Annotated in this window: 23 protein-coding genes and 1 tRNA gene; 14 read left to right on the top strand and 10 right to left on the bottom strand. The window is 40.3% G+C overall.

What is annotated here, in order from left to right:
- Nucleotides 1-112: 112 nt before the first annotated feature.
- The 7 genes from AACU25_RS31330 to AACU25_RS31300 all read right to left on the bottom strand — a co-directional run bounded on the left by AACU25_RS31330 (nucleotide 113) and on the right by AACU25_RS31300 (nucleotide 3877).
- Nucleotides 113-1225 carry a site-specific integrase gene (locus AACU25_RS31330; RefSeq protein WP_096582365.1) on the bottom strand — a complete coding sequence of 371 codons (1113 nt, stop codon included), beginning with the start codon at nucleotides 1223-1225 and terminating at the stop codon, nucleotides 113-115.
- A 24-nt stretch (nucleotides 1226-1249) separates the two neighbouring features.
- Nucleotides 1250-1708 carry a hypothetical protein gene (locus AACU25_RS31325; protein WP_096582363.1) on the bottom strand — a complete coding sequence of 153 codons (459 nt, stop codon included), beginning with the start codon at nucleotides 1706-1708 and terminating at the stop codon, nucleotides 1250-1252.
- A gap of 131 nt (nucleotides 1709-1839) precedes the next feature.
- A complete protein-coding gene (locus tag AACU25_RS31320) occupies nucleotides 1840-2169 on the bottom strand; it encodes a hypothetical protein (RefSeq protein WP_096582361.1) in 330 nt (109 codons plus the stop codon).
- A 635-nt stretch (nucleotides 2170-2804) separates the two neighbouring features.
- A complete protein-coding gene (locus tag AACU25_RS31315) occupies nucleotides 2805-3152 on the bottom strand; it encodes a hypothetical protein (protein WP_096582357.1) in 348 nt (115 codons plus the stop codon).
- Between the two features lie 4 nt (nucleotides 3153-3156).
- Nucleotides 3157-3330: a hypothetical protein gene (locus tag AACU25_RS31310; protein WP_190445652.1), complete on the bottom strand. Its 174-nt coding sequence runs from the start codon at nucleotides 3328-3330 to the stop codon at nucleotides 3157-3159.
- A complete protein-coding gene (locus AACU25_RS31305) occupies nucleotides 3327-3608 on the bottom strand; it encodes a hypothetical protein (RefSeq protein ID WP_096582355.1) in 282 nt (93 codons plus the stop codon). The genes AACU25_RS31310 and AACU25_RS31305 overlap by 4 nt, the downstream gene beginning before the upstream one ends.
- 74 nt (nucleotides 3609-3682) lie before the next feature.
- Complete coding sequence (locus AACU25_RS31300; RefSeq protein WP_190445651.1) at nucleotides 3683-3877, bottom strand: hypothetical protein; 195 nt, start codon at nucleotides 3875-3877, stop codon at nucleotides 3683-3685.
- A 360-nt stretch (nucleotides 3878-4237) separates the two neighbouring features.
- Here AACU25_RS31300 and AACU25_RS31295 point away from each other — a divergent pair, with 360 nt between their 5' ends.
- Nucleotides 4238-4432: a ribbon-helix-helix protein, CopG family gene (locus AACU25_RS31295; protein ID WP_190445650.1), complete on the top strand. Its 195-nt coding sequence runs from the start codon at nucleotides 4238-4240 to the stop codon at nucleotides 4430-4432.
- Nucleotides 4433-4669: 237 nt separating this feature from the next.
- Here the strand turns inward: AACU25_RS31295 and AACU25_RS31290 are convergent, their stop codons facing one another.
- Nucleotides 4670-4984 carry a KGK domain-containing protein gene (locus AACU25_RS31290; protein ID WP_096582351.1) on the bottom strand — a complete coding sequence of 105 codons (315 nt, stop codon included), beginning with the start codon at nucleotides 4982-4984 and terminating at the stop codon, nucleotides 4670-4672.
- Nucleotides 4985-5248: 264 nt separating this feature from the next.
- Between AACU25_RS31290 and AACU25_RS31285 the strand changes: the two genes are divergently transcribed.
- The 13 genes from AACU25_RS31285 to AACU25_RS31220 all read left to right on the top strand — a co-directional run bounded on the left by AACU25_RS31285 (nucleotide 5249) and on the right by AACU25_RS31220 (nucleotide 15785).
- Complete coding sequence (locus tag AACU25_RS31285; RefSeq protein WP_096582349.1) at nucleotides 5249-5602, top strand: hypothetical protein; 354 nt, start codon at nucleotides 5249-5251, stop codon at nucleotides 5600-5602.
- 322 nt (nucleotides 5603-5924) lie between these two features.
- Nucleotides 5925-8360 (top strand): AAA family ATPase, encoded by a 2436-nt coding sequence (locus AACU25_RS31275; RefSeq protein WP_096582345.1) that lies wholly within the window; start codon nucleotides 5925-5927, stop codon nucleotides 8358-8360.
- Nucleotides 8357-8521, top strand: a complete 165-nt coding sequence (locus AACU25_RS31270) for an IS1 family transposase (RefSeq protein WP_190445649.1) — start codon at nucleotides 8357-8359, stop codon at nucleotides 8519-8521. Before AACU25_RS31275 ends, AACU25_RS31270 begins: the two co-directional genes overlap by 4 nt.
- 47 nt (nucleotides 8522-8568) lie before the next feature.
- Entirely contained in the window at nucleotides 8569-8898 is a 330-nt protein-coding gene (locus tag AACU25_RS31265) for a hypothetical protein (RefSeq protein WP_096582343.1), read from the top strand.
- A gap of 2 nt (nucleotides 8899-8900) precedes the next feature.
- A complete protein-coding gene (locus tag AACU25_RS31260) occupies nucleotides 8901-9245 on the top strand; it encodes a hypothetical protein (protein WP_096582341.1) in 345 nt (114 codons plus the stop codon).
- Nucleotides 9246-9424: 179 nt separating this feature from the next.
- Complete coding sequence (locus AACU25_RS31255) at nucleotides 9425-10078, top strand: LamG-like jellyroll fold domain-containing protein (RefSeq protein WP_190445648.1); 654 nt, start codon at nucleotides 9425-9427, stop codon at nucleotides 10076-10078.
- Between the two features lie 38 nt (nucleotides 10079-10116).
- Nucleotides 10117-10728 (top strand): hypothetical protein, encoded by a 612-nt coding sequence (locus AACU25_RS31250; protein ID WP_096582337.1) that lies wholly within the window; start codon nucleotides 10117-10119, stop codon nucleotides 10726-10728.
- Nucleotides 10721-13195 carry a collagen-like triple helix repeat-containing protein gene (locus AACU25_RS31245; protein ID WP_096582335.1) on the top strand — a complete coding sequence of 825 codons (2475 nt, stop codon included), beginning with the start codon at nucleotides 10721-10723 and terminating at the stop codon, nucleotides 13193-13195. Before AACU25_RS31250 ends, AACU25_RS31245 begins: the two co-directional genes overlap by 8 nt.
- A complete protein-coding gene (locus tag AACU25_RS31240; RefSeq protein ID WP_096582333.1) occupies nucleotides 13185-13838 on the top strand; it encodes a hypothetical protein in 654 nt (217 codons plus the stop codon). Before AACU25_RS31245 ends, AACU25_RS31240 begins: the two co-directional genes overlap by 11 nt.
- Nucleotides 13839-13938: 100 nt before the next feature.
- Nucleotides 13939-14430 carry a hypothetical protein gene (locus tag AACU25_RS31235; RefSeq protein WP_096582331.1) on the top strand — a complete coding sequence of 164 codons (492 nt, stop codon included), beginning with the start codon at nucleotides 13939-13941 and terminating at the stop codon, nucleotides 14428-14430.
- Between the two features lie 77 nt (nucleotides 14431-14507).
- Nucleotides 14508-14912: a hypothetical protein gene (locus AACU25_RS31230; protein ID WP_190445647.1), complete on the top strand. Its 405-nt coding sequence runs from the start codon at nucleotides 14508-14510 to the stop codon at nucleotides 14910-14912.
- Nucleotides 14913-14954: 42 nt separating this feature from the next.
- Nucleotides 14955-15356, top strand: coding sequence for a hypothetical protein (locus AACU25_RS31225; RefSeq protein ID WP_190445646.1), 402 nt, complete (start codon nucleotides 14955-14957; stop codon nucleotides 15354-15356).
- Nucleotides 15357-15785 carry a hypothetical protein gene (locus tag AACU25_RS31220; protein ID WP_096582325.1) on the top strand — a complete coding sequence of 143 codons (429 nt, stop codon included), beginning with the start codon at nucleotides 15357-15359 and terminating at the stop codon, nucleotides 15783-15785.
- A gap of 427 nt (nucleotides 15786-16212) precedes the next feature.
- Here the strand turns inward: AACU25_RS31220 and AACU25_RS31215 are convergent.
- Nucleotides 16213-16284: transfer RNA gene (locus AACU25_RS31215), tRNA-Lys, on the bottom strand.
- 61 nt (nucleotides 16285-16345) lie between these two features.
- Nucleotides 16346-18595, bottom strand: a complete 2250-nt coding sequence (locus AACU25_RS31210) for a sensor histidine kinase (RefSeq protein ID WP_096582323.1) — start codon at nucleotides 18593-18595, stop codon at nucleotides 16346-16348.
- Nucleotides 18596-18872 lie beyond the last annotated feature (277 nt).

The raw sequence follows: 18872 nt of genomic DNA, 5'->3' as shown, positions 1-18872 counted from the left end.
ACCTGAGATTCGAACTCAGAACCAGCGGATTAAGAGACGCTATTACATCAGGTTTTCACGCAAAAAAGACCAGTAGTACTCCACTGGTTTTGATAACCAAAAATTATGATTGTTAAATTTGAGGTGGTTTGGGGCGATCGCTCTTTTGCAGCGCCAAGTCAAAAGCCCGTTGATGGACAGCCGAAGTAATCCAGGTGTGATAAAGAGTTGAATGTACCTGTAAGCTGTGCCCCATTTGTTGTGCGGCTAATGAAACATCGATGCCATACTCTAAAGTTCTGATTGCCCAACAGTGGCGAAGGTCATAAACCTTAAACGGAATTTGTTGATTACGTCGGAAATGTTGGCTAACTGTGCCACCGATAGCCGTGTTAGTTCGGTTTAAATTGATTTGGGGCATTTTGACTGATGTCAAATCAAACTGATCAATCCATTCAGGGTGAAAAGGCCAAACCCGACGAAATCCCGTTTTACCATCTAAAACTGTTAAGACCTTGTTCCCGTCTCTGAGGTCATCTAAATCAAGAAAAAACACTTCATGATTCCTCAAGCCATAAGTGGCTAGCATTCCAAATACCCAACGCCATTTAGGATTGTCAATTGTTAAAAAACACTCGCTAATTTGTTTGTCTGTTGGCAGTTCACGCGGTTTCCTTCGTTTGGGACTGTAGTTACCCATGTACAAGGATGGGTCAAACTCGACTCCGGCAAATCTAGCTAAAACTCCTAGTGCCAAACAGTATCTTTTGCGAGTTCTGCTATCCGGCTGAGTTGAGAGAATAACTTGCTTGATAATTTCAGGTGTTAACTTATTATCAACATCTAAATTCCTAAAAACAATTTCGTAATCTTTATACCAAGTTGTTTCAGATTTATAATTTTTGGCGCGTCTAGAAAAATAATCTTTCTCTAATGCTTCTAACCACATACCAATAGTTTTAGGTTTGACTAAGCTTTCGATATCGAGATAATCAGCCCAGTCAAACTCTTTGTTATCTAGTTGAATAGAAATTTTTTTAGCTTTCTTCTCAGCCAGTCTAACGCCTTCAAAATTAGCAGAAGCAATGCTAATTCTTTGCTGATGATAAATATATTTACCTGAGTTTGGCTTTGGTGGTAGTATGCCTCTTAAAATCAATTTATTGCCAATTTTTTCTATTTTTAGCTTGTAGCTATTAGCCTGCAATCTTCCATTTGCCTCTTTGATTCTCTGTTCAATACTCATTACCAATATTAAACTGTAGCTGTTTTATTCTTCTGTCCCGACGACACAATAATCTCCTTCGTCGTCTTGCTCGATATGAACGTAGATTATGTGGTCATTGGGTTCTATATCATAAATTTCATCTTCGTCCTCGTCTGCTTGCGTGCCTTCGCTAGTAGCAATTAAGCAATGAACATCAACACAATATTCTCCGGTTTCATCGTTGCTTTCGCTGATATGACTTTTAATAATTTCGCAATGAGTAACTTTTGACCAAGAATAATAATCAGCTTCATCCGGGGCGCTCATACCACTTTCTGTATATGAGCTTAAATCGTCGTCGGGGTCGTCCCAAACTTCCCAACAATATACACGTTGTCCAACTGGTGCGTATTGCTCAGTTATATAGTCTTCAGCTAATTGCTTAATTTTCTTGTCTCTAGCTTCTTGATAAATGTCTTGGATAGCTTCAATAGCTTTTTGGCGTAAAATTTCATCACTCATACTTATTTTTGATGTTGTGTTAATATCGCCTTACTGATGGGGTGTTCCCCTTGCAGTAACATTCCGAGATTTTTAACGCACCCAATTACATATAGATAATGCGATCGCCTAATTAAAAGCGATCGCTCTTTTTATTCAAAAGTTAGGTAAATTCTGCTGTCGTTTTGGTTTGGTGGACGGCAAGGATAAGGTGCTGATTCCTCTAAAAGCCTTAGTCCGCTATCCTCAGCTATTTCCACAAAGGAATCAACGACATCGGCGACTTTATCGCTAGCAGCCCATACCCGAATTCTAATTAACTTGCTTGCTTCCTTCGCTGGAGTATCATCTCTTATCCACTCCTTGCGCTGTGGCTCCCAGTACCACCCAAGTCGGTTTAGCTCGCTGTAGAGTTGGTCTTGGGTTTGATGAGGAAATGTTAGCAAATCTAGTGCTTTAGAGTATTTTTGTGTTCTTTTCATTCCATCAGTTCAACTGTTTTACAAACTGTTCAGCCCCATTGATAATTTCTTGCTTTTTAGTTTCGTCTAGTTCGTAATCAGTCATGCTGATTATGAAATATCGCTTGCCCTTAAACATTAAATTTAAGTGCCTGATATACATAGGTGGATAATCAAGCATTCCGGGAATAACCATTTCTTTTACTACTAACGATTCATCGGTGAGTGTGTCTCCTTCAGAGAGCCCGTGTTTTTTCTCTTTTACTAAGTCGTGATATACGAGACAAATCGTTTTCATGATTTTGTGTTATGTGGCTTTTTAAACAATATATGAGTGGCATTTCTGACAGTAATAACTACCTTCATCCTCATCAGAAACAAGGTCATGAAACCCGCCGCAAGGGCATCTAAAATCAGCTTCTTCTCTAACAAACGGATCATGGGGTTTGTAATCCCTAACAATTAACCAGCTATGTGAGCAACTTTCACACACAAAAGGAAATTGTCCCAGTCGTGCTATTGTTTCGACAAGAAATATGGAGTTACTACTGGCACATTTAGGGCAAATGACATTATGAGCTTTGTTTTTACGTTGAAACATTTTTCCACACTGTTCATTAAATAAGCGATCGCCCCACAGCGATCGCCTAAATTAGTTAAAAGTTGTCTAGTGTAGTATTAGCAGCATTCCCGGAGTCAAAAGGGATATCAGGATTATCCTCCTTTGCTGGCTCGTCCTTAATTTTTCCGAGTTTGACAAGTTCCTGTTTAAGGTAATAAACCTCGTCAGATAAAGTATTTTTTTTGGCTTCTAAATCTAGGATTTGTTTCTGAAAATCCTTGCCAATTTGGGAGCGGATATTACGTTCAACTAATTCCATTAAATGTTGAATTCCAGTGTCTTCATCGTCTCCGTCTGCCATTTCAGCGAACAATTCTAGATGTTTGTTCTCATAATTTCCTAAGTTGAGAACACGTTTATAACTGATGCTTTTTAATTGCATAATGTTACCTCGTTGCCACTGGCTGATTAAAAACGACTTCAACCTTAGCGGTACGCATCATTCGCCGTAAGTTTTGAGCGTGAGTTTCTGCATCACCGCGAAGGCTATAACGTGCTATCTCTTGCCGAATTAGTCCTGAGTTGTAAAATAGAACTGACCAGGGTTTATACTCTGTCATTGATACCTCACTCCGTTGATTAAGCATTCAATTAGCCCTTCTCTGTCTGATAGCGGTAACTCGCGAATTTTGGAAACATAGTTAAAAACTTGGTTCCCATAAGGTTGATCGGTCATTGAGTATTGGCAGGCCAAATCACCAGCGATGATTGCGATTAGCACCAGCTTTTGAGCTTTGTTTAAGTTTTGAAGCTGTGCGCCAAAGGCATCTTGTAACTCAGCTAATACGCCCTCATTTGGTGGGGTATTGCTGGTGTAATAACCAAGTGGTTTTGTCATACAATCATTGGTTAGATAATTTATTTCCATTCGTTCAAATCCATCGGCATCGCAACAATGCCGATGGATTTTTATTAGCGTTTACCTTTCGTTAACGCCAAGTTGGTACGTTTGCACTCCTGGACGGCATGAAGTGCATCTAAAAGTGATAGGTAAGGGCTGTAATTACCTGACCTGACTAGGTTTGCATAGGCTGGAGATTGCAAGACATGCTGTAGTCTTGACTCCAGTAGTTGCAAGTCTTGTGTGATATCTGCGTTTTGTTTCATGGTGGGGAAGTTACCAGCGACATTAGCCTTGTGCGCTGGCAACAAAAAAATTTTGAAGTAAGCAACAACAAATATGAGTCACAATTCCCTTTACTTATAGGCGTTTCCTCCACTAAACAACTCTTGGCATCAGGTAGGGTGTTTCCGCGCTGCGCTTTCAGCGAATTGGCGCGGGTGCTTGCTCCGTGGTTACTGGTGTGTCCCGCAAGGTCTAGGCGGGAGGGAGCTTGTATATTTTAGTTTTGTTCGTCCATAATATGAATATAATAGTGGACGAACAAAACAACCTTGTCAAGTATTTTGTTCATACGAAATTATTCTGTTCGTACAATAATGGGGTAGTTATTGTGGTTTCGATAAATGGCACGACCGAAAAAATTGACGGAAGATACGATGAGGGCAACAGTCCGGATCAGCGAAAGGGACTGGGAAGCATTCAATGCTCAAGCCAAGGCAATGGGGGTAACTCGATCCGAATTAATCAGGCTCATCGCTCAAGGGAAAATACCGCTTGGACAGATCAATCAACAAGCCATTGCGTTGGGAAAATCCTAAAGCGTCTCAAAATAATAGAACATGAGTACTTGTCATATCTTCAAGGACATCAGGAACGGCTTGAGACGCGAATGAACGAAAGCAAGGAGCGAGAACTTGCTTTTAGAGAAATGGTAAAAGAACTCGAACAAGAAATCTACAATTTAGCTTCACAAAACGAAGTGAGTGAGGATGAACAGGAATAAAGCCGCCCTACAAGTGAGTAGGACGGCTTTATTTGTAGGTATTAACTCAACATCATAAATTATTCCTTAAATCGTCCAATGGTGAAAAATCACGGTTAACAGGTGTAGCCGGCTGGTCAGGAATAAATTCAATTTGGAGTCTTACCTTTCCTGTCTTCCAGCCGCCACCTTTAGCTTGTATCACTTTGCAATCTACTCCGATTCCGTCAGCCCAGCTTGAAACCACAGTGATATTTAAATCGCTGTTGCAAAGTAATTCTTCTAGCGCGGACATTAACTCTCTAGCTGTTGATGTTGATGATTTGGTAAAGCTGGCATCTTCACTCATAGATACAACATCATCATCAGTCAAATTAACTTTGTTCATTCCATTTTTTCCGTTAACAACAAAGCAGTCCAGTTTGCAGCTTGGACTGCTTTTCCTAAGTGTTCCCGAAAGCGAATGGAAGAAGAGCGATCGCTTACCTAATACCTAATGACCAATGAATGACCAAAATCAACAATGCAAAATAACCATCCAGTTCAATAGTAAGAAACGCAATCGAATAACTTTTACTGTTAGCCAAAAACAGGCTCAGAAGTTGCTAGAGATGCTTATGCGGAACTTATAAGCGATCGCTTACCAATGACCATGCCAACACAACAAACAATCAACAACCTTAATCAAGCACTTGCCAATCTTAAATGGACTTGGCAGAACCCAAGAGTTCAGGCATTTATCCAACAAGTAGAACTCAGAACCGGCAGATTTATCAACAAACCTGAACAAGCCTCAGACTATTGCCTAAATCGCTTAACCAAATTCCTCAGCTTTTACTTTCAATGCCAACAATTAATGTCACTTCTGAAAATTGATTCCAGTGACCCAGAAATACAAGCATTCTTCCAACGACATGGACAGGACGGTAAATTGCACATGAACAATTGGGAAACGCTTTTCAAAATCTTAGACATGAGATGGTTTGAAACTGGAGGCGGTTTTTAAATGCTCAGGGAATTATCACTGATAAAAAACCTCATATTGTTTGTTATTGAACTACTTAATTTCATGCGGTCATTAGACCCCAAATTAACACGAGAACAAGCAATATTAATGACCTGCATGTACTTAAAAGCTACACCAGGATTCTTTGCAGCTAACTCGGAAATACCGGAGTCACTCAAAGAAGCAGCACGAAAATTAACTTCAGAAAGGTAATAAAAATGACATTCTTTGATTACAAAAAAAATGCCCAGAAAGGGGGCAAGCAAAACAAAGAATATTCTATATATTCTAACACTTTCACCGGAAATGGAGGTACTGAAAAATGGTAGCAGTACCTTATACTTACACAGATGAAGTAGACTTTCGTCCTGCCCTTGATAGATTACCACCACAGCATATTGAAGCAGAAGAAGAAATTCTTGGTGGTATCATGCTTGACCCAGAAGCTATTTATAGAGTCAAGGATAGATTAAAACCAGAACATTTTTATATTGGCGCTCACAAGGATATTTATCAAGCCTGTCTAAGACTCTGTAAAAGAAATGAACCGACCGATTTATTGAGTGTTACTAGCTGGTTATCAGACAAAGGATTGTTAGAAAGAATTGGCGGAAGGAACAAACTAGCAACACTTATAGACAGAACAGTAAGCTCAGTAAATATTGATTTTTTAACAGAGAAAGTCATTGAAAAGGCTAAACGCCGTGAACTGCTTAAAACACTGAATGAAGCCTACTATTTAGCCTACGATACTGAGCAAGAATGGTCAGATATTGCTTCTATTGTTGGTAAAAAAACTCAGGCTGTTATCGAGTCACCACTGTTCCAAACAGAGAACGAAAGGCAGAAGTGGCATTACAATCAGCTACTCAAAGAACTGCAAGAAATTTACCTGAGAATTTCAGATCCAGGTTTCAAGTTATACAAGCTTCAAGAATTAGCTAATCGCACCCCAGGCAGAAGAGTCAAAGACCTGGAAGAAATTTATATGAAGTCGCTTTGCGCTAACGTTGAAGCCCGCCGGAGTTTAGATGAACTTGAGCAGGAAGTTGGCACAACCGTTAGGAAGTGGCTTTTGGGGGGGATATTACCAGACGCTACAACCATGCTGGTACATGCTGACGGTGGGGTAGGTAAAACTAAATGGTTATATGACCTGCTTTTCTGCCTTGCCACTGGTCAAAACTGGAATAACTTTCCGGCCACATCTGAAGGAAGAAAAGTCTTAATTTATCAGGGTGATGAATCTAAGCACGATATGCTTCAAGCGCTAAACAAGCGCGGATTCAACCCAGGGACAGAAGCCCGTCAGCGAACTCAGGTTAGGTTTGGCTGGAACACCGACGCGATCGCCACACTTTACCAGGACATTGAGGAATTTGACCCGGCAGTGATCATGATTGACTCACTGACCTTTGTTAACCGCTACTCAATATATGACGAAAACAGAACCGAATATTCCCGCCCAGTCCTAGAGTTAAACGAAATCGCGGCCAGAACTGGCAAAACTATCATTATTGTTCACCACTCCAGCAAGGAAGGTAAAGCTAGGGGTGCATCGGCAATTAAAAACGCTGTTTCTGAGGTGGTCAAGCTGGAGAGAGACACCAGCCCAACAGCTAACCCCCAAGAGAAAATTCTCACCATTGAAAAATCGCGATCGCGTAGATTCCCTTGCAGCTATCGCCTTTTCTTCAATGAGGAAGATTTTAGCTTTACGCTCCTGGAGGAAGTTGGACAAGAAATGGGTTCCCCTGACAACTCGACTAAAGCCCGCATCATCAAATTTTTACAAGAGTACGCCAACATCAAATTTGAGGCAGAAGAGATTGCTAGCCAAATCAGTACATCAGATGGCAATGCACGGCGCTGCTGTTCTCAACTAGCGCGTGACGGGGTTATTTCTTGTCAGGAAATAACTTCCACCGGAACGAAGAAATTGTACTACATCAGCCGTGATGACGGAAATTGTAGTATTAAGAGTCCGTTACAGCCTTTACAATCGTTAACAGTAACATCCAATCAGTGGATCACCCCTGAAACACAACAAATCCATTGTCAGACAAGTGATAGCGCTGATTCTGGCGACTTGTATAAAAACGATGGATCACCCTTGATCACCCCTATGATCAGCTTGAGTGATCAGCTTTGTAAAGCACCTCAAAGCATTGCAAATCAAGAAAATTCTGAACAACTTTACAAAGCTGATCATCTAAGTATGCCTGAAATTGCAAAAAAAACGAATTTAGAAATTGTCCCTAATAGGCAGAAAAAGGATGATCAGGTGATCAGCTTGCTTAACAATTCCCAGGATAATTGCACTGCAAGCACTCCAAATTGTAAAGCTGGTGATCACCAAGCTGATCACCAGGTGATCACCTCAAGCGATGATCACCTTTCAAAACCTGAATCTGTAGTACGAAATCGCAAACGAAATAGCAAAAACATTGAGGTGGGAGGGGTTTATTTATCGCGATCGCTCAAGCAGCAGGTGAAAGTAACCAAAATATACAAAAACAAAAAAGCTGATGTGTTGATCAAAGGTGACAGTGCATCGGAACCGCGATTACTTTGGAGCGACTTGTACCCATTGCCAGCACAACCCTGGAATCCTATTGGCGGTGGTCAGTTGGCTGATTACGGCGGGGAATGGGTTGAAATTGTTGGCTTTGCTAGCGGGGGACGTAAGCTACAAGTTGAGTTTGCTTCTGGCCGCCAAGAGTACGTCAAAAAAGACAAACTTAAATGTCCGTTATGACCGATGATGTAAAGCCGATGGAATGCCCATACTGCAAAGCCAGGAATATCTACCGCAATGGGCATAACAAGCACAAAAGCGGCGCTAAAATTCAGCGCTGGTTCTGCAACGAGTGCGATCGTACTTTTCAGATGTTTTATGTGAAATGCGATCGCCTTTAATCAAAATGTTGTTTATAAAAGAAAAAGAATTTATGTAACTTAGCAACATGGCAGAACCAACTTTAGCTCAAATTTTCGGCGCAAATGCTAGCCAGACATCAACCGATTTAGTGATTAAAAAAGCTGATTTGTTAGCCGTTGGTTTGACCGCTTCATCAACTAACAGTGCTGAGTCATTAGTTGTCTCATTACTCAAACTTTGGCAAACCTATCTAACACCTACAAACCTTGAAGCTAATACAGAGCAACAGATTAGTATTGAGGATTCTTACCAGCAAATTACAACTAGAGGTACAACGCAATATAGGCAGTATTCAAAAACTGTAAATTTGCAAGTAGTTGATGCAAGTACTGATGTTGACCCTGACCTATTCTAAAAATGCAAGTCACTTTACAACAATTATTTGGTGATGGTGCAACTCAAAATATTGACACCATAACAATTAAAAAAAGTGACTTACCTGGACTTTTAGCGGCTAGCAATAATACTGCGGAATCTTTGCTAGTCGCTATTTTATTAAAGGTACTAGACACTTTTGCGGGTAAACTCACTGACGAGAACGGTAATCCTATTACCGACGAAAACGGCGTACCCATCACTTTTAATCAAGGTGATATTCTTGATACTTTCTATCTTGAATATTGGAGAACGATATTTAAGAAAAAGGGAAACGTAAATTACAGGATTTTTCAGTTTGTCTTACATGAGTTTGAGGTCTATTAGCTATGAGCAATATTAAAAACTTAGCAGTCATAAAAACATCACGTGTTAATAATGATTGGCTTGTACTTCAAGATGACGCAAATAATCAAACATACCGCATCAAAGCATCTAACTTTGTAGCGGGACTAGCGCCAAGTACTACGCCTAACTATGGGAATGATGCAAACTACTCAAATAGATTGCTATTGCTTAAAGGCAACGGTTCGGACGGACAATCAACATTTACTGATAACAGTAACTACAATCGAACTATTACCACACAAGGAAGCCCAATAATTACTGTTAGTCAATCCAGGTTTGATGGTAGTAGTATCTATTTTGACGGTGCAAGTAGCTTGTCTATGCCATCAGCAAGCGAGTTATCTTTTGGCAATAGTGACTTTACTATTCAGGCATGGGTACAGCCATTAAGTGTTACGGGTACGCGGGTAATACTTGATAGATATAGCGCTTCTACTGCATGGAGTTGGTTTCTTGCACTTAACGGTAATAAGCTTAGATTTGTTGTAAGGGCTGACTCTACTAGTAATTGGACAGACATCATAGGAAGCGTATCATTACCGCTTTTACAGTGGAGTTACATCGGAGTTCGTGTAACGGTTGACACGGTAATTCATCCTACAAATAAATCACTGGTTTTGTGGATAAACGGCGTTAGAGACGGAAGCGCAACACACACCATAAGTTTGAATAACTCATTACCTTTAACAGTAGGTAGGGCACAATCTACTGCTAACAATTACTTTTACGGTTATATCGATGATTTGAGATTCTCTAATCGTGCTGAGGATTTATCAATAATTCCCGGTCGAGGATTCCCGATATCTGCTTAATAATTTCACTACATATCATTTTGTAGAGGTAACAAAATATGAGTTATTGCAATATCGGAGACAGTCCAAAAGTTTATTTTAAATTCAATGGACAATCAAAACAGATTTATTCTTCCAAAGAGTCACCCATTGATGTATCGATGACGGATTACTCAACTTATGGTGCTAATTTCTCTAGTACTGGGTACAGAATAAATGTCTATAGCACAAACAATTTTCAATACGTCAATCTAACAGTCAGAAACTATCAAATAGTAGATAACGGTGCTGGTTCTGACCCAATCTTTAGGTATACCCTGTATGTTCAGTACTGCAATTCTGATGTTTTAGAGGCTGTATTTGCTGTCAATCCATCTACGCTTACTACTCACAATGACGCATCTTGCCCAACGACAAAACCAGATATCCGTAAGTCAAAACTAGAGATAAAAAAAGCAGGTACAAGCACAATTATTTTTACAACTGAGGGAGATTACCCAGGTAGTTTTGAAGTTGCTTGTGCTGATTGTCCTGCTGGCACTTGCAGATGTGAAAGTGATAGTTATCCCGGTTACTGTTGCCAAGATTGTGCAAGTTTAGCGAGTCAAGTTAGACAAATTAAGAATACTGTTCAAATCGTGAACAGTAAAGGTAAGGTCAAGTATGGCTGATAATTGCACACAATTAAAAGCTGAGATTGAAGCTTTAAAACGAGAAATAGCAAAGTTAAAAACAATTGATGAGAACGCTATTATTGCTCAAGCTGTTAAACGTTCTGAGATGAGTATTGTTCCTAGGATTGATGTAGCAGTAGCGGCAGGTGCAACGGTAATTTATAACAAATTAGAACCACAAATTAATAGCGCAGCAAGCAAAGCCAAAGACGCACTAGAAACAGCATTTAAAGCTGATAGTGCAGCTACTAATAGTAATAAAAATTCATTAGAAGCTAAGAGACAAGCAGAAAAATCAATTAGTGAAGCAGTAGAAGCAAAGAGACAAGCTAATGAAGCTAAAGGAGAAGCAACAAATGCAAATGGGCAAGCAAAAAACGCTAATAGCACTGCTAAGAAAGCTGATGAGGTTGCTACAAGAGCTAAACGCAAAGCTGACACTGTAGAAGTACAAGCAGTTAGCGCAGAAACTAAAGCACGAATAGCCGAAAGAGAATCGTTATCCGCGAAAGATGCCGCTAGGATTGCCTCTCAAAATTCAGAATTAGCAAAAAATGTTGCTAACCAGGCTGATTTAAAATCGGGCAATGCTATTAACAAATCACTTGACGCAGTATCAAAAGCTGGTAGTGCTGCTAGTAAAGCTGAGGATGCTATCAAGGAAACTAAGGGAATAAGAGGTTTAGTTGATGGTTTCAAGGGTCAACTTAGCAAACTTTCAAGCACTATTGAGAAAGCTGAAAAACTTGCAGGAGATGCAATTTTAAAAGCTGGTAAAGCAATAGGTATTAGTGAGGAAGCTTTAAAATCAGTTGCTAAGTGGGGAGGAAAAATTCTTGAGATAATCGGCGTAGTAGCAACTATTCTCACGATGATTGAACAGATAGCAATTCTCGAAACTTTAGGTGCAAGAATTGATGCTGTAGAAAGGGGATTAGATGCACTGGGTAATGATTTAAGCGGAATACTAGGCAAGCTCTTTACTCTAACCAGAAGAATTGAAGCTGTAGGCGCTACCGTTCCGCCAGTAAAGGCACTTGCTGACCAAGCAAGGATAGAAGCGCTCAACGCCAGCAACCAAATACCTAAAATTCGTGAGGATGCTGCATCTGCTTTAGGACTAGCAACTAATGCATTCCAGAAAGCAGAAAGCGCACAAGGTACGGCTAACACTGCGGTAAGGGTTGCTAGTGGTGCAAGTGCTACAGCGAAAAAAGCTCAAGCTGATGCTATCAGGGCACAAGCAAAGGCTGAAATAGCTGATCAGAATGCAGGGCTAGCTAAAAAGATAGGTGACAAGGCATTAAAAATTGGTGGTGATGCACTTGGTAAAGCTGGTGTAGCGCTTACAACTGCCTTAACTGCTATCAGCCTTTATCAGGGAATTAAATTACTTAAAGGCTTAAAAGGTGATAGAGGTCTTCCAGGTTTACCAGGCTTGAGAGGTTTACCAGGACAAAAAGGCGATAGAGGATTACAAGGAATACCAGGAAAGGATGGTTTCATTTACAGCATTTATCTACCTGGACAGAAGGGAGAGAAAGGGGATAAAGGCGATAGAGGAGATGTAGGGATTGGCAGAGATGGAAGACCTGGGATTGATGGAAAGGATGGAAAGGATGGTAAGGATGTGAACCCAGCAGATTTGAATTTTATCAAAGCGGCATTAGCCAGAATAGAGGCTAAAACTACTACGAATTTAGGTATTACAAATATTGTTAACCTCAAGCTAGGTTCTCAAGTTATTGGTGGCATAACAGGACAAATTCAACGATTTGCTTCCTGGTCAATGTTAGACCGAATTACAAATTTAATAACGTTAGCTACAACACTGCATAATGCAACAATGCTATCTAACGATATAGTCAGTACATTAACATCAAGTATTACTAATACGTTGGCTGTTTTCGGATTAAAAGATGCTGAAGGCAATCCTTATGATGCCGGAGACCTAATAAAAGGCAGTATCGCTGACTTATTAAAGAGAACATTAGGTTTAGAAAATTATGTAAAGTTAACTTTAGCCTGGAAGCAAGCTAATAGAATTTATCAAGCCGGTGCAAATATCCTCAGTACTGTCAGAAACATTATAGATAGTACTAGAGACATCGCTGTTGTTACAGGTGTGAATGTAGCAGACATTGGCAACGCCTTAAGAAATGAAGGTGTAGTGAGTGATGACGCATATAAACCAATGTCTACTAATTTGGGTACAACCAAACTACAAAGAATGGTAGACAAGTTAGATAACTTATCAGATGCAGCAAGCAGCATCGAAACCGTTACTAGCTCAGTCAGAAGCATCAAAGAAGATGTAGAAGAGTTAACTAATCAAAAAGCCGAATTTAAGAAAGCTTTGACTAGTGGACAGAAAGAACAAACAGGCACAGAATCAACACTAGATAAATCAAGCAATCCACCTAAAATCAACGCTGATGATGAGGTTTTAACAAGTGCCAGTTAATTACAAAAATTGGAAGTTCACGAGAAAAGTTATACGCATCACTCATAACAGAGAAGTCAAAAAATACTTTAAAACATTAAAAACTGATGCTGACAATCAAACTTATCGTGGTGCAAATACTGGCAGAGAAGCAATAAGAGATTGTCTACTTATTTACGAGAACGACTCAGCTATTATTGTTGCAAATAAGCAGATGTTTTTTACTCGGTTGACTGCTGCAGAGAATAGCGTATTGTCTTACCCTGAAAGCTGGATAATTCATTCGGGTACAGACATCCCTCAGTTAAAAATTATCTATAGAACCAATAGCAAAGAACGCAAAGGTTATTATGATTTAAATATTCCTCATTACAAAGGAAGCAAAAGTATCAAGCCTCCAAAGTATACAAAGGGGAATCAACCAGTCATTTTTAATTTAAAAGATAGGACAAAAATAGTAATAAATGCTGTATCTGAGAACGAAGGTAAATCAGTTATTAGGTATTTTTTAAAATTTGTCGATGACAAGTTTATCAAAGATAAAGATAATTTTGTTTTGGGCAGTCCGTCCAAGGTCAAAAGAGATGAAATGACACCAATTAGAGCGGACTATTACCCTCATGGACAAAATGTTCCTAATCCACAGTGGCGCATTTACTTTTAATCGCGCAGTTATGACAGCGCGAGGTTTCCAGACAAAAGATTATTCTCAAATACTGTTATAAAGATAGTGTCTTAAATCACTCCGTACAAGGACGTAGAACATGAGCACTTTTAATAATGGTGGTGGAACACTCAAATCTACAAATAAGCCGGCTGCTTTTTTGGAATTGTCGCATATTCTTAATGAGGCAGAGCGGGCCGCATCGACAGCTGATGTTACGTTCAACAACCTCAACGTAGCTTATGATGCTGAAGCTAGAACAGCAACAATTACAGCATCTTTACCAGTGGGCAGTGCTATTAACTCTTCTGGTCAAATCGTGATCACTGCTACCAACTACTTAGGAACAGCCCCATTCAATGTAGGCACTGGTGGTGAGTTAAAAGGGTCTCATTCTCCGGCTGCATTTTTAGAAATGGCTCAATTACTTGCATCTGCGGAGCAAGCGGTTACCCCTACTGCACCCAATAACATTACTATTGCGATTGATTTGGAAGGATTGACCGCTACTGTTACCGCAACTCTCCCAATCGTTCCGTCCCTAGACTCTGCTGGTAAGCCAGTAATGACTGCTACTGATTACTTGCCGTAATCATCCATAAACCCATAATCTAGGAGACTTGATTCATTATGGCTACGAGGAAAGGGCCTACTAAGGGCGGGCGGGTTTTGGTTAAATTGCCTTTTGGACGGACAGTTGCCTCTGCTAAAGGAAAGCCTGGAAAGAGTCAGTTAGTCAGAGTTAAGGAGAACGTTGCTAAAGAGCTTGGATTAAAGCCTATTACTACGCTACCTACTCAAAGTGTTACTTCAAAAACGGCTAAAGGATCTGCAACTTTTAAGCGCGTTAACGCTCAAGGAAGTTATAGACGTATTTCTATAACGCTAATTTTTAGCAAAGCAAAAACAGTAGGGAAGTCACCAGGAACATATAAAACAGTTGCCTTGCCATTGGGCAGTGGCTGTACAGTTACCGATGCTATTCTTTATTTTCAAAAAAATGGGAAAAGCAAGGGAATTGTTGGAATTAGAACGCCTGCAGGACAGACTATTAGGTGGGATACTTCGGACTAAATAATGACCGGAATTCATGACCGGCTTAATTGGGATTTGGTGGTGAGGACGAAACTAACTCCTGTCAAATTCCCTAATAAACCAGCTTTTTTTAAGCCTTTAACCGTAATTGTCAATAGCCGTATTTTAATGATTGGTATGCGAAATCGCCAGGCTAAAGATACTTGGAGATACGCTGGGACGGCATACATGAATTTATTTACCTTGCCATCTTCTACCTCATTATTTGCAGCAGGTGTAGAAACTGCAAGACAGGATTTAAGACTAGGAACTTTAACATTAATCCAATTTCCTGAATTACAGCTTTACCCTTATTATGTCGAGGTTAGAGTACCACCTTGGCATCAGGAAATGTTGGTAGAAGTTTGGCAATATTCCGGGGATGAAGTTGATGTTATCAAAACTTCTATAGACGAGATTAAGTCAACGCTTAATAATTTATAAATGAGAAATTTTATTGCTGTTAACCCTAACAGCGTAACTATTAACTTTAATCTGCAAACAGTCAGCATTCTGTTAAGTGCATCCGTTAGTCTTTCAGTGCTAATAGGCTTAATAATTAAAACTGTCTCAAAATTTAATGCACTAGAGGCTGAAATTAAAAATCTCAGGGAAGATTTAAATACTGTCAATATATCTACCCAAAAAACTGAGATTTTACAAAAAGAATACACTGGACTGGATAAGCGGCTAGACCTGCATGTACAAGACTATTTAAACAGGGTAGAAGCTGTTAACTTAATTTGCCGTCAGTTAGATGAAAAGATAAATCATAAATTTGGCAGGGTAGCCGCATCAATGAGAGACGTAGAGCATTTCCTGCAAGGGCAGGGGGTGTTTAAAATTCGGGAATATGAACACGACAAAGACTAGCCAAATGGCAAACTGACATTTAACGAAAGAGTAAGGGTTTGAGGCTACTGGAAGGTGGCGATCGCCAGCGAGGACAATTTGCTATTTGGCAATACTGAAAAATGTTGGTCAAATCCGTCACGGGACTAGAGAGAATTTTTTACCCGCCGGAGTCTTTATCTAGCGACAGCCACTTAAACTCGAAGTAAAAAATTAGTCTTGACAGCTATCTGACAGTCAAAAATAGGCTTAATACTGCATTGTAGACCGATTAATGCTAGGCAGACAAGCACGCGATCGCAATGCTGATACTATTAGGGATTTTTATCAAATTTAGTCAAGGACAAAATAGCTGTATCCCCCTCAAAACAAGCATTTTCGAGGGGGATATTTGCGGAATCTAGTCAAATTCTAGTCAAGCCTGATTTTTGCAAAGGCTAAAACGTAATGGGTGACCTGAGATTCGAACTCAGAACCAGCGGATTAAGAGTCCGATGCTCTACCGTTGAGCTAGTCACCCACACGAATAATGATTATAGCAAATTGCTGACGGCTTTACTAGTGCAGTCTGGGAGCGGGTTTTAAGCTCTAGGGAGTTTTACTATAAATGTAGTTTTTCCTGCTACACTTTCTACGTGAATTTTACCACCTAAATTGGTGACCATTTTTTGCACTAATGCTAGTTCTAGCCCGGTGCCGCTATGTTTCCAGGGGTCATTTTTAGCGATGTGATAAAATGGCTCAAAAATTCTTGCTCGTTGTTGAGCAGATATCTCTAAGCCGGAGTTTTGGAACCTAATCTGCATCATATCTGCTATCAATTGCACTGATACTGTTATGGTTTCACCAGTAGGTGTGTATTTGCAGATATGGTTAAGCAATTCTGTAACAATTCGCTCTAATTCGGTAATCTCTGTTGCTAAAGTTGGTAGTGCAGTGTCAATCTTCAGCTTTAATTGTTGTTTCTGACAAGCGGTGACTTCCCGAAAAGACTCGACAATTGGGGGTAACCAGGTTTGTAAGTCGATGGGAATAAGGGTTTGGGGATCGGGTGGGGTTTGATGCTGGGTAAGTGTGAGCAAGTCTTGAATTAAGTTACTACCTCTACCACATTCGCTATGAAGTATCTGCAATAGTTGTGGCACTATGTCTTTATCTGATAGCCCTTCTAGATTAAGCATACTTTCAAGGGTTTGGGCTGCAAGATTAATGCTAGTAATGGGTGTGCGGAGTTCTTGCGCTAAAGCGCGGAGAAATTGGTTATTGAGGCGTTCAATGCTTGCTATTTCTTGCGCTTGGGTTTGGATAGTTTGATTTAGCCGCGAATTGCGAATTGCGATCGCACATTGACTGGCGATTTGCTGCACTACGCCATTTTCCCATTCATCAAATGGCTGTTGGGTGGTGCGGATCAGCCATAGATTGCCGAGCATTCCTTGGCGATCAAAAATTGGATAAGCTAGCTGGGTAATTACCTGCAATGTTGGTTGCCATCCGTGAAGAATTTCCACAGAATGCAGGGATTGTTTTTGCAACAAGCGTTGGTAAATTTCCGAGAAGTCTGCAACTTGCTTGCTTACACCTTGATACAAAGGTGAACTATGGGTGTATTCATAGGCAATAGTTGCTAAGGTGCAGTCAGTGTCATAGAGTTCGATATGACAGCGATCGCTTTTAAGTAACTGCGCTAAATCTTGAACTACTGTTTCTAGTATTTGGCTGATATCAAGATTGTCGCGGATTTGTTCTGTGATGCGTTGCCACAGTGCTTGAAAGTCTTGAATCTTTTGGACTTGAACTGCATACTCTTGGCGTTGCAACTCCATTTTAGCTTTCAGGTTTTCTACCTGTTGCTGCAGTTTAGCTTGCTGGCTAGCAATGCCAATTTGCACTGCTAACTGCTTGAGTAAGTCAATTTCTGCATCTCGCCATTGATGGGGTTTGTCACAATACTGGGCAATTAATAACCCCCACAAATCTTGGTGTAAGAGAATTGGTACAACTAAATTAGCCCTAACTTGCAAAGAGGCGAGAAAATCTATTTGGCAAGGATGTAACCCCGCTGCATAAATATCTTCAATAACCTGAATCCCGCCTTTTCTGTAGCGTTCTTGATGTTTAGTAGTAAAGCAAGGATCATGGATGTTTTTCCCTAATAGTGGGCCATGAGCAACTATAGTGGCTTCTGCGGCGATCGCACCAGTACCATCAGCCTGGAAGCGGTAAACTAAAACGCGATCGCAACTTAATAAATTCCGTGCTTCTTTAACTATTTGTGGCAGAATTGTCTCTAAATCTTGCGATTGGCAAATTTTTTGGTCTATATCTGCCAATAGTTGCGCTTTTTCTGCTTGCAGTTTCCCGTTACGTTCTATCTGCTTGATTGGACTGATACTGCTACTAGTACCAATCAAGCGATAAATCTTTGAATTCGCATCTCGCAACGGTGTCAGCGTCGTACTCCACCATGTAGGAACACCTTGGAATTGCAAGCATTGTTCGTAGGAAATAGTTTTGCCAAAGCGTACGCAATCATTGTAATGCTGACGTACTTTCGCCGCATCCATAGGCGATAGTATATCCTCTGGCTTTTTCCCTTGGAGTTCCTCGGAGCTCATTCCCAGCCAGCGTTCATGAGTTGGATTCAGTGCCACATAGCGAAAATCCCCATCTTCCAGCACATCTACTACAAAAATCGATGCTTGTCCAGAATCGTAGATGCTGAGTAGAAACTGCTCACTACTACTTTTGTCCGCATCTTTGCCGAAGAGAAAGTAAGGCGGAGACAGTGGTTTGAGTTCTACAGTTGATTCCGATTGGTTAATATTCATGCGAGAGTCCCTGTCTGGTATAACTGACTCATCTAGGCGCTCTCTTGTATAGTTACGGTCGTAAAAATTATCCTTAGCGCCTAAAGCAAAGGATTGTCAGCTTGGATCTATTGATATTTGCGTCTTTCTCTATTTCTCTTCAGAAATTACGGAAAGCCCATAAAAGTAAGCTTAACAAATCCTGCTGGTTGAAGAATAAAATACATGGGCAGGTTAGTGTAAAGTTACTTGATATTGATTTGTTAATAATTCCTTAAAGATTTTTGCACATATTTTA

This window comes from Tolypothrix tenuis PCC 7101, assembly GCF_963874875.1.
GTDB lineage: Bacteria > Cyanobacteriota > Cyanobacteriia > Cyanobacteriales > Nostocaceae > Aulosira > Aulosira tenue.
The sequence above is the reverse complement of the archived record's forward strand: the minus strand, read 5'-3'. Positions and strand labels throughout refer to the sequence as shown.

Coding starts and splice junctions, on each gene's coding strand:
- AACU25_RS31265 (WP_096582343.1), top strand. CDS start 8,569: ATGGCAGAACCAACTTTAGCTCAAATTTTCGGCGCAAATGCTAGCCAG.
- AACU25_RS31250 (WP_096582337.1), top strand. CDS start 10,117: ATGAGTTATTGCAATATCGGAGACAGTCCAAAAGTTTATTTTAAATTC.
- AACU25_RS31295 (WP_190445650.1), top strand. CDS start 4,238: ATGGCACGACCGAAAAAATTGACGGAAGATACGATGAGGGCAACAGTC.
- AACU25_RS31220 (WP_096582325.1), top strand. CDS start 15,357: ATGAGAAATTTTATTGCTGTTAACCCTAACAGCGTAACTATTAACTTT.
- AACU25_RS31300 (WP_190445651.1), bottom strand. CDS start 3,877: ATGAAACAAAACGCAGATATCACACAAGACTTGCAACTACTGGAGTCA.
- AACU25_RS31270 (WP_190445649.1), top strand. CDS start 8,357: ATGACCGATGATGTAAAGCCGATGGAATGCCCATACTGCAAAGCCAGG.
- AACU25_RS31210 (WP_096582323.1), bottom strand. CDS start 18,595: ATGAATATTAACCAATCGGAATCAACTGTAGAACTCAAACCACTGTCT.
- AACU25_RS31310 (WP_190445652.1), bottom strand. CDS start 3,330: ATGACAGAGTATAAACCCTGGTCAGTTCTATTTTACAACTCAGGACTA.
- AACU25_RS31275 (WP_096582345.1), top strand. CDS start 5,925: ATGGTAGCAGTACCTTATACTTACACAGATGAAGTAGACTTTCGTCCT.
- AACU25_RS31315 (WP_096582357.1), bottom strand. CDS start 3,152: ATGCAATTAAAAAGCATCAGTTATAAACGTGTTCTCAACTTAGGAAAT.
- AACU25_RS31285 (WP_096582349.1), top strand. CDS start 5,249: ATGCCAACACAACAAACAATCAACAACCTTAATCAAGCACTTGCCAAT.
- AACU25_RS31325 (WP_096582363.1), bottom strand. CDS start 1,708: ATGAGTGATGAAATTTTACGCCAAAAAGCTATTGAAGCTATCCAAGAC.
- AACU25_RS31305 (WP_096582355.1), bottom strand. CDS start 3,608: ATGACAAAACCACTTGGTTATTACACCAGCAATACCCCACCAAATGAG.
- AACU25_RS31245 (WP_096582335.1), top strand. CDS start 10,721: ATGGCTGATAATTGCACACAATTAAAAGCTGAGATTGAAGCTTTAAAA.
- AACU25_RS31330 (WP_096582365.1), bottom strand. CDS start 1,225: ATGAGTATTGAACAGAGAATCAAAGAGGCAAATGGAAGATTGCAGGCT.
- AACU25_RS31260 (WP_096582341.1), top strand. CDS start 8,901: ATGCAAGTCACTTTACAACAATTATTTGGTGATGGTGCAACTCAAAAT.
- AACU25_RS31290 (WP_096582351.1), bottom strand. CDS start 4,984: ATGAACAAAGTTAATTTGACTGATGATGATGTTGTATCTATGAGTGAA.
- AACU25_RS31320 (WP_096582361.1), bottom strand. CDS start 2,169: ATGAAAAGAACACAAAAATACTCTAAAGCACTAGATTTGCTAACATTT.
- AACU25_RS31235 (WP_096582331.1), top strand. CDS start 13,939: ATGAGCACTTTTAATAATGGTGGTGGAACACTCAAATCTACAAATAAG.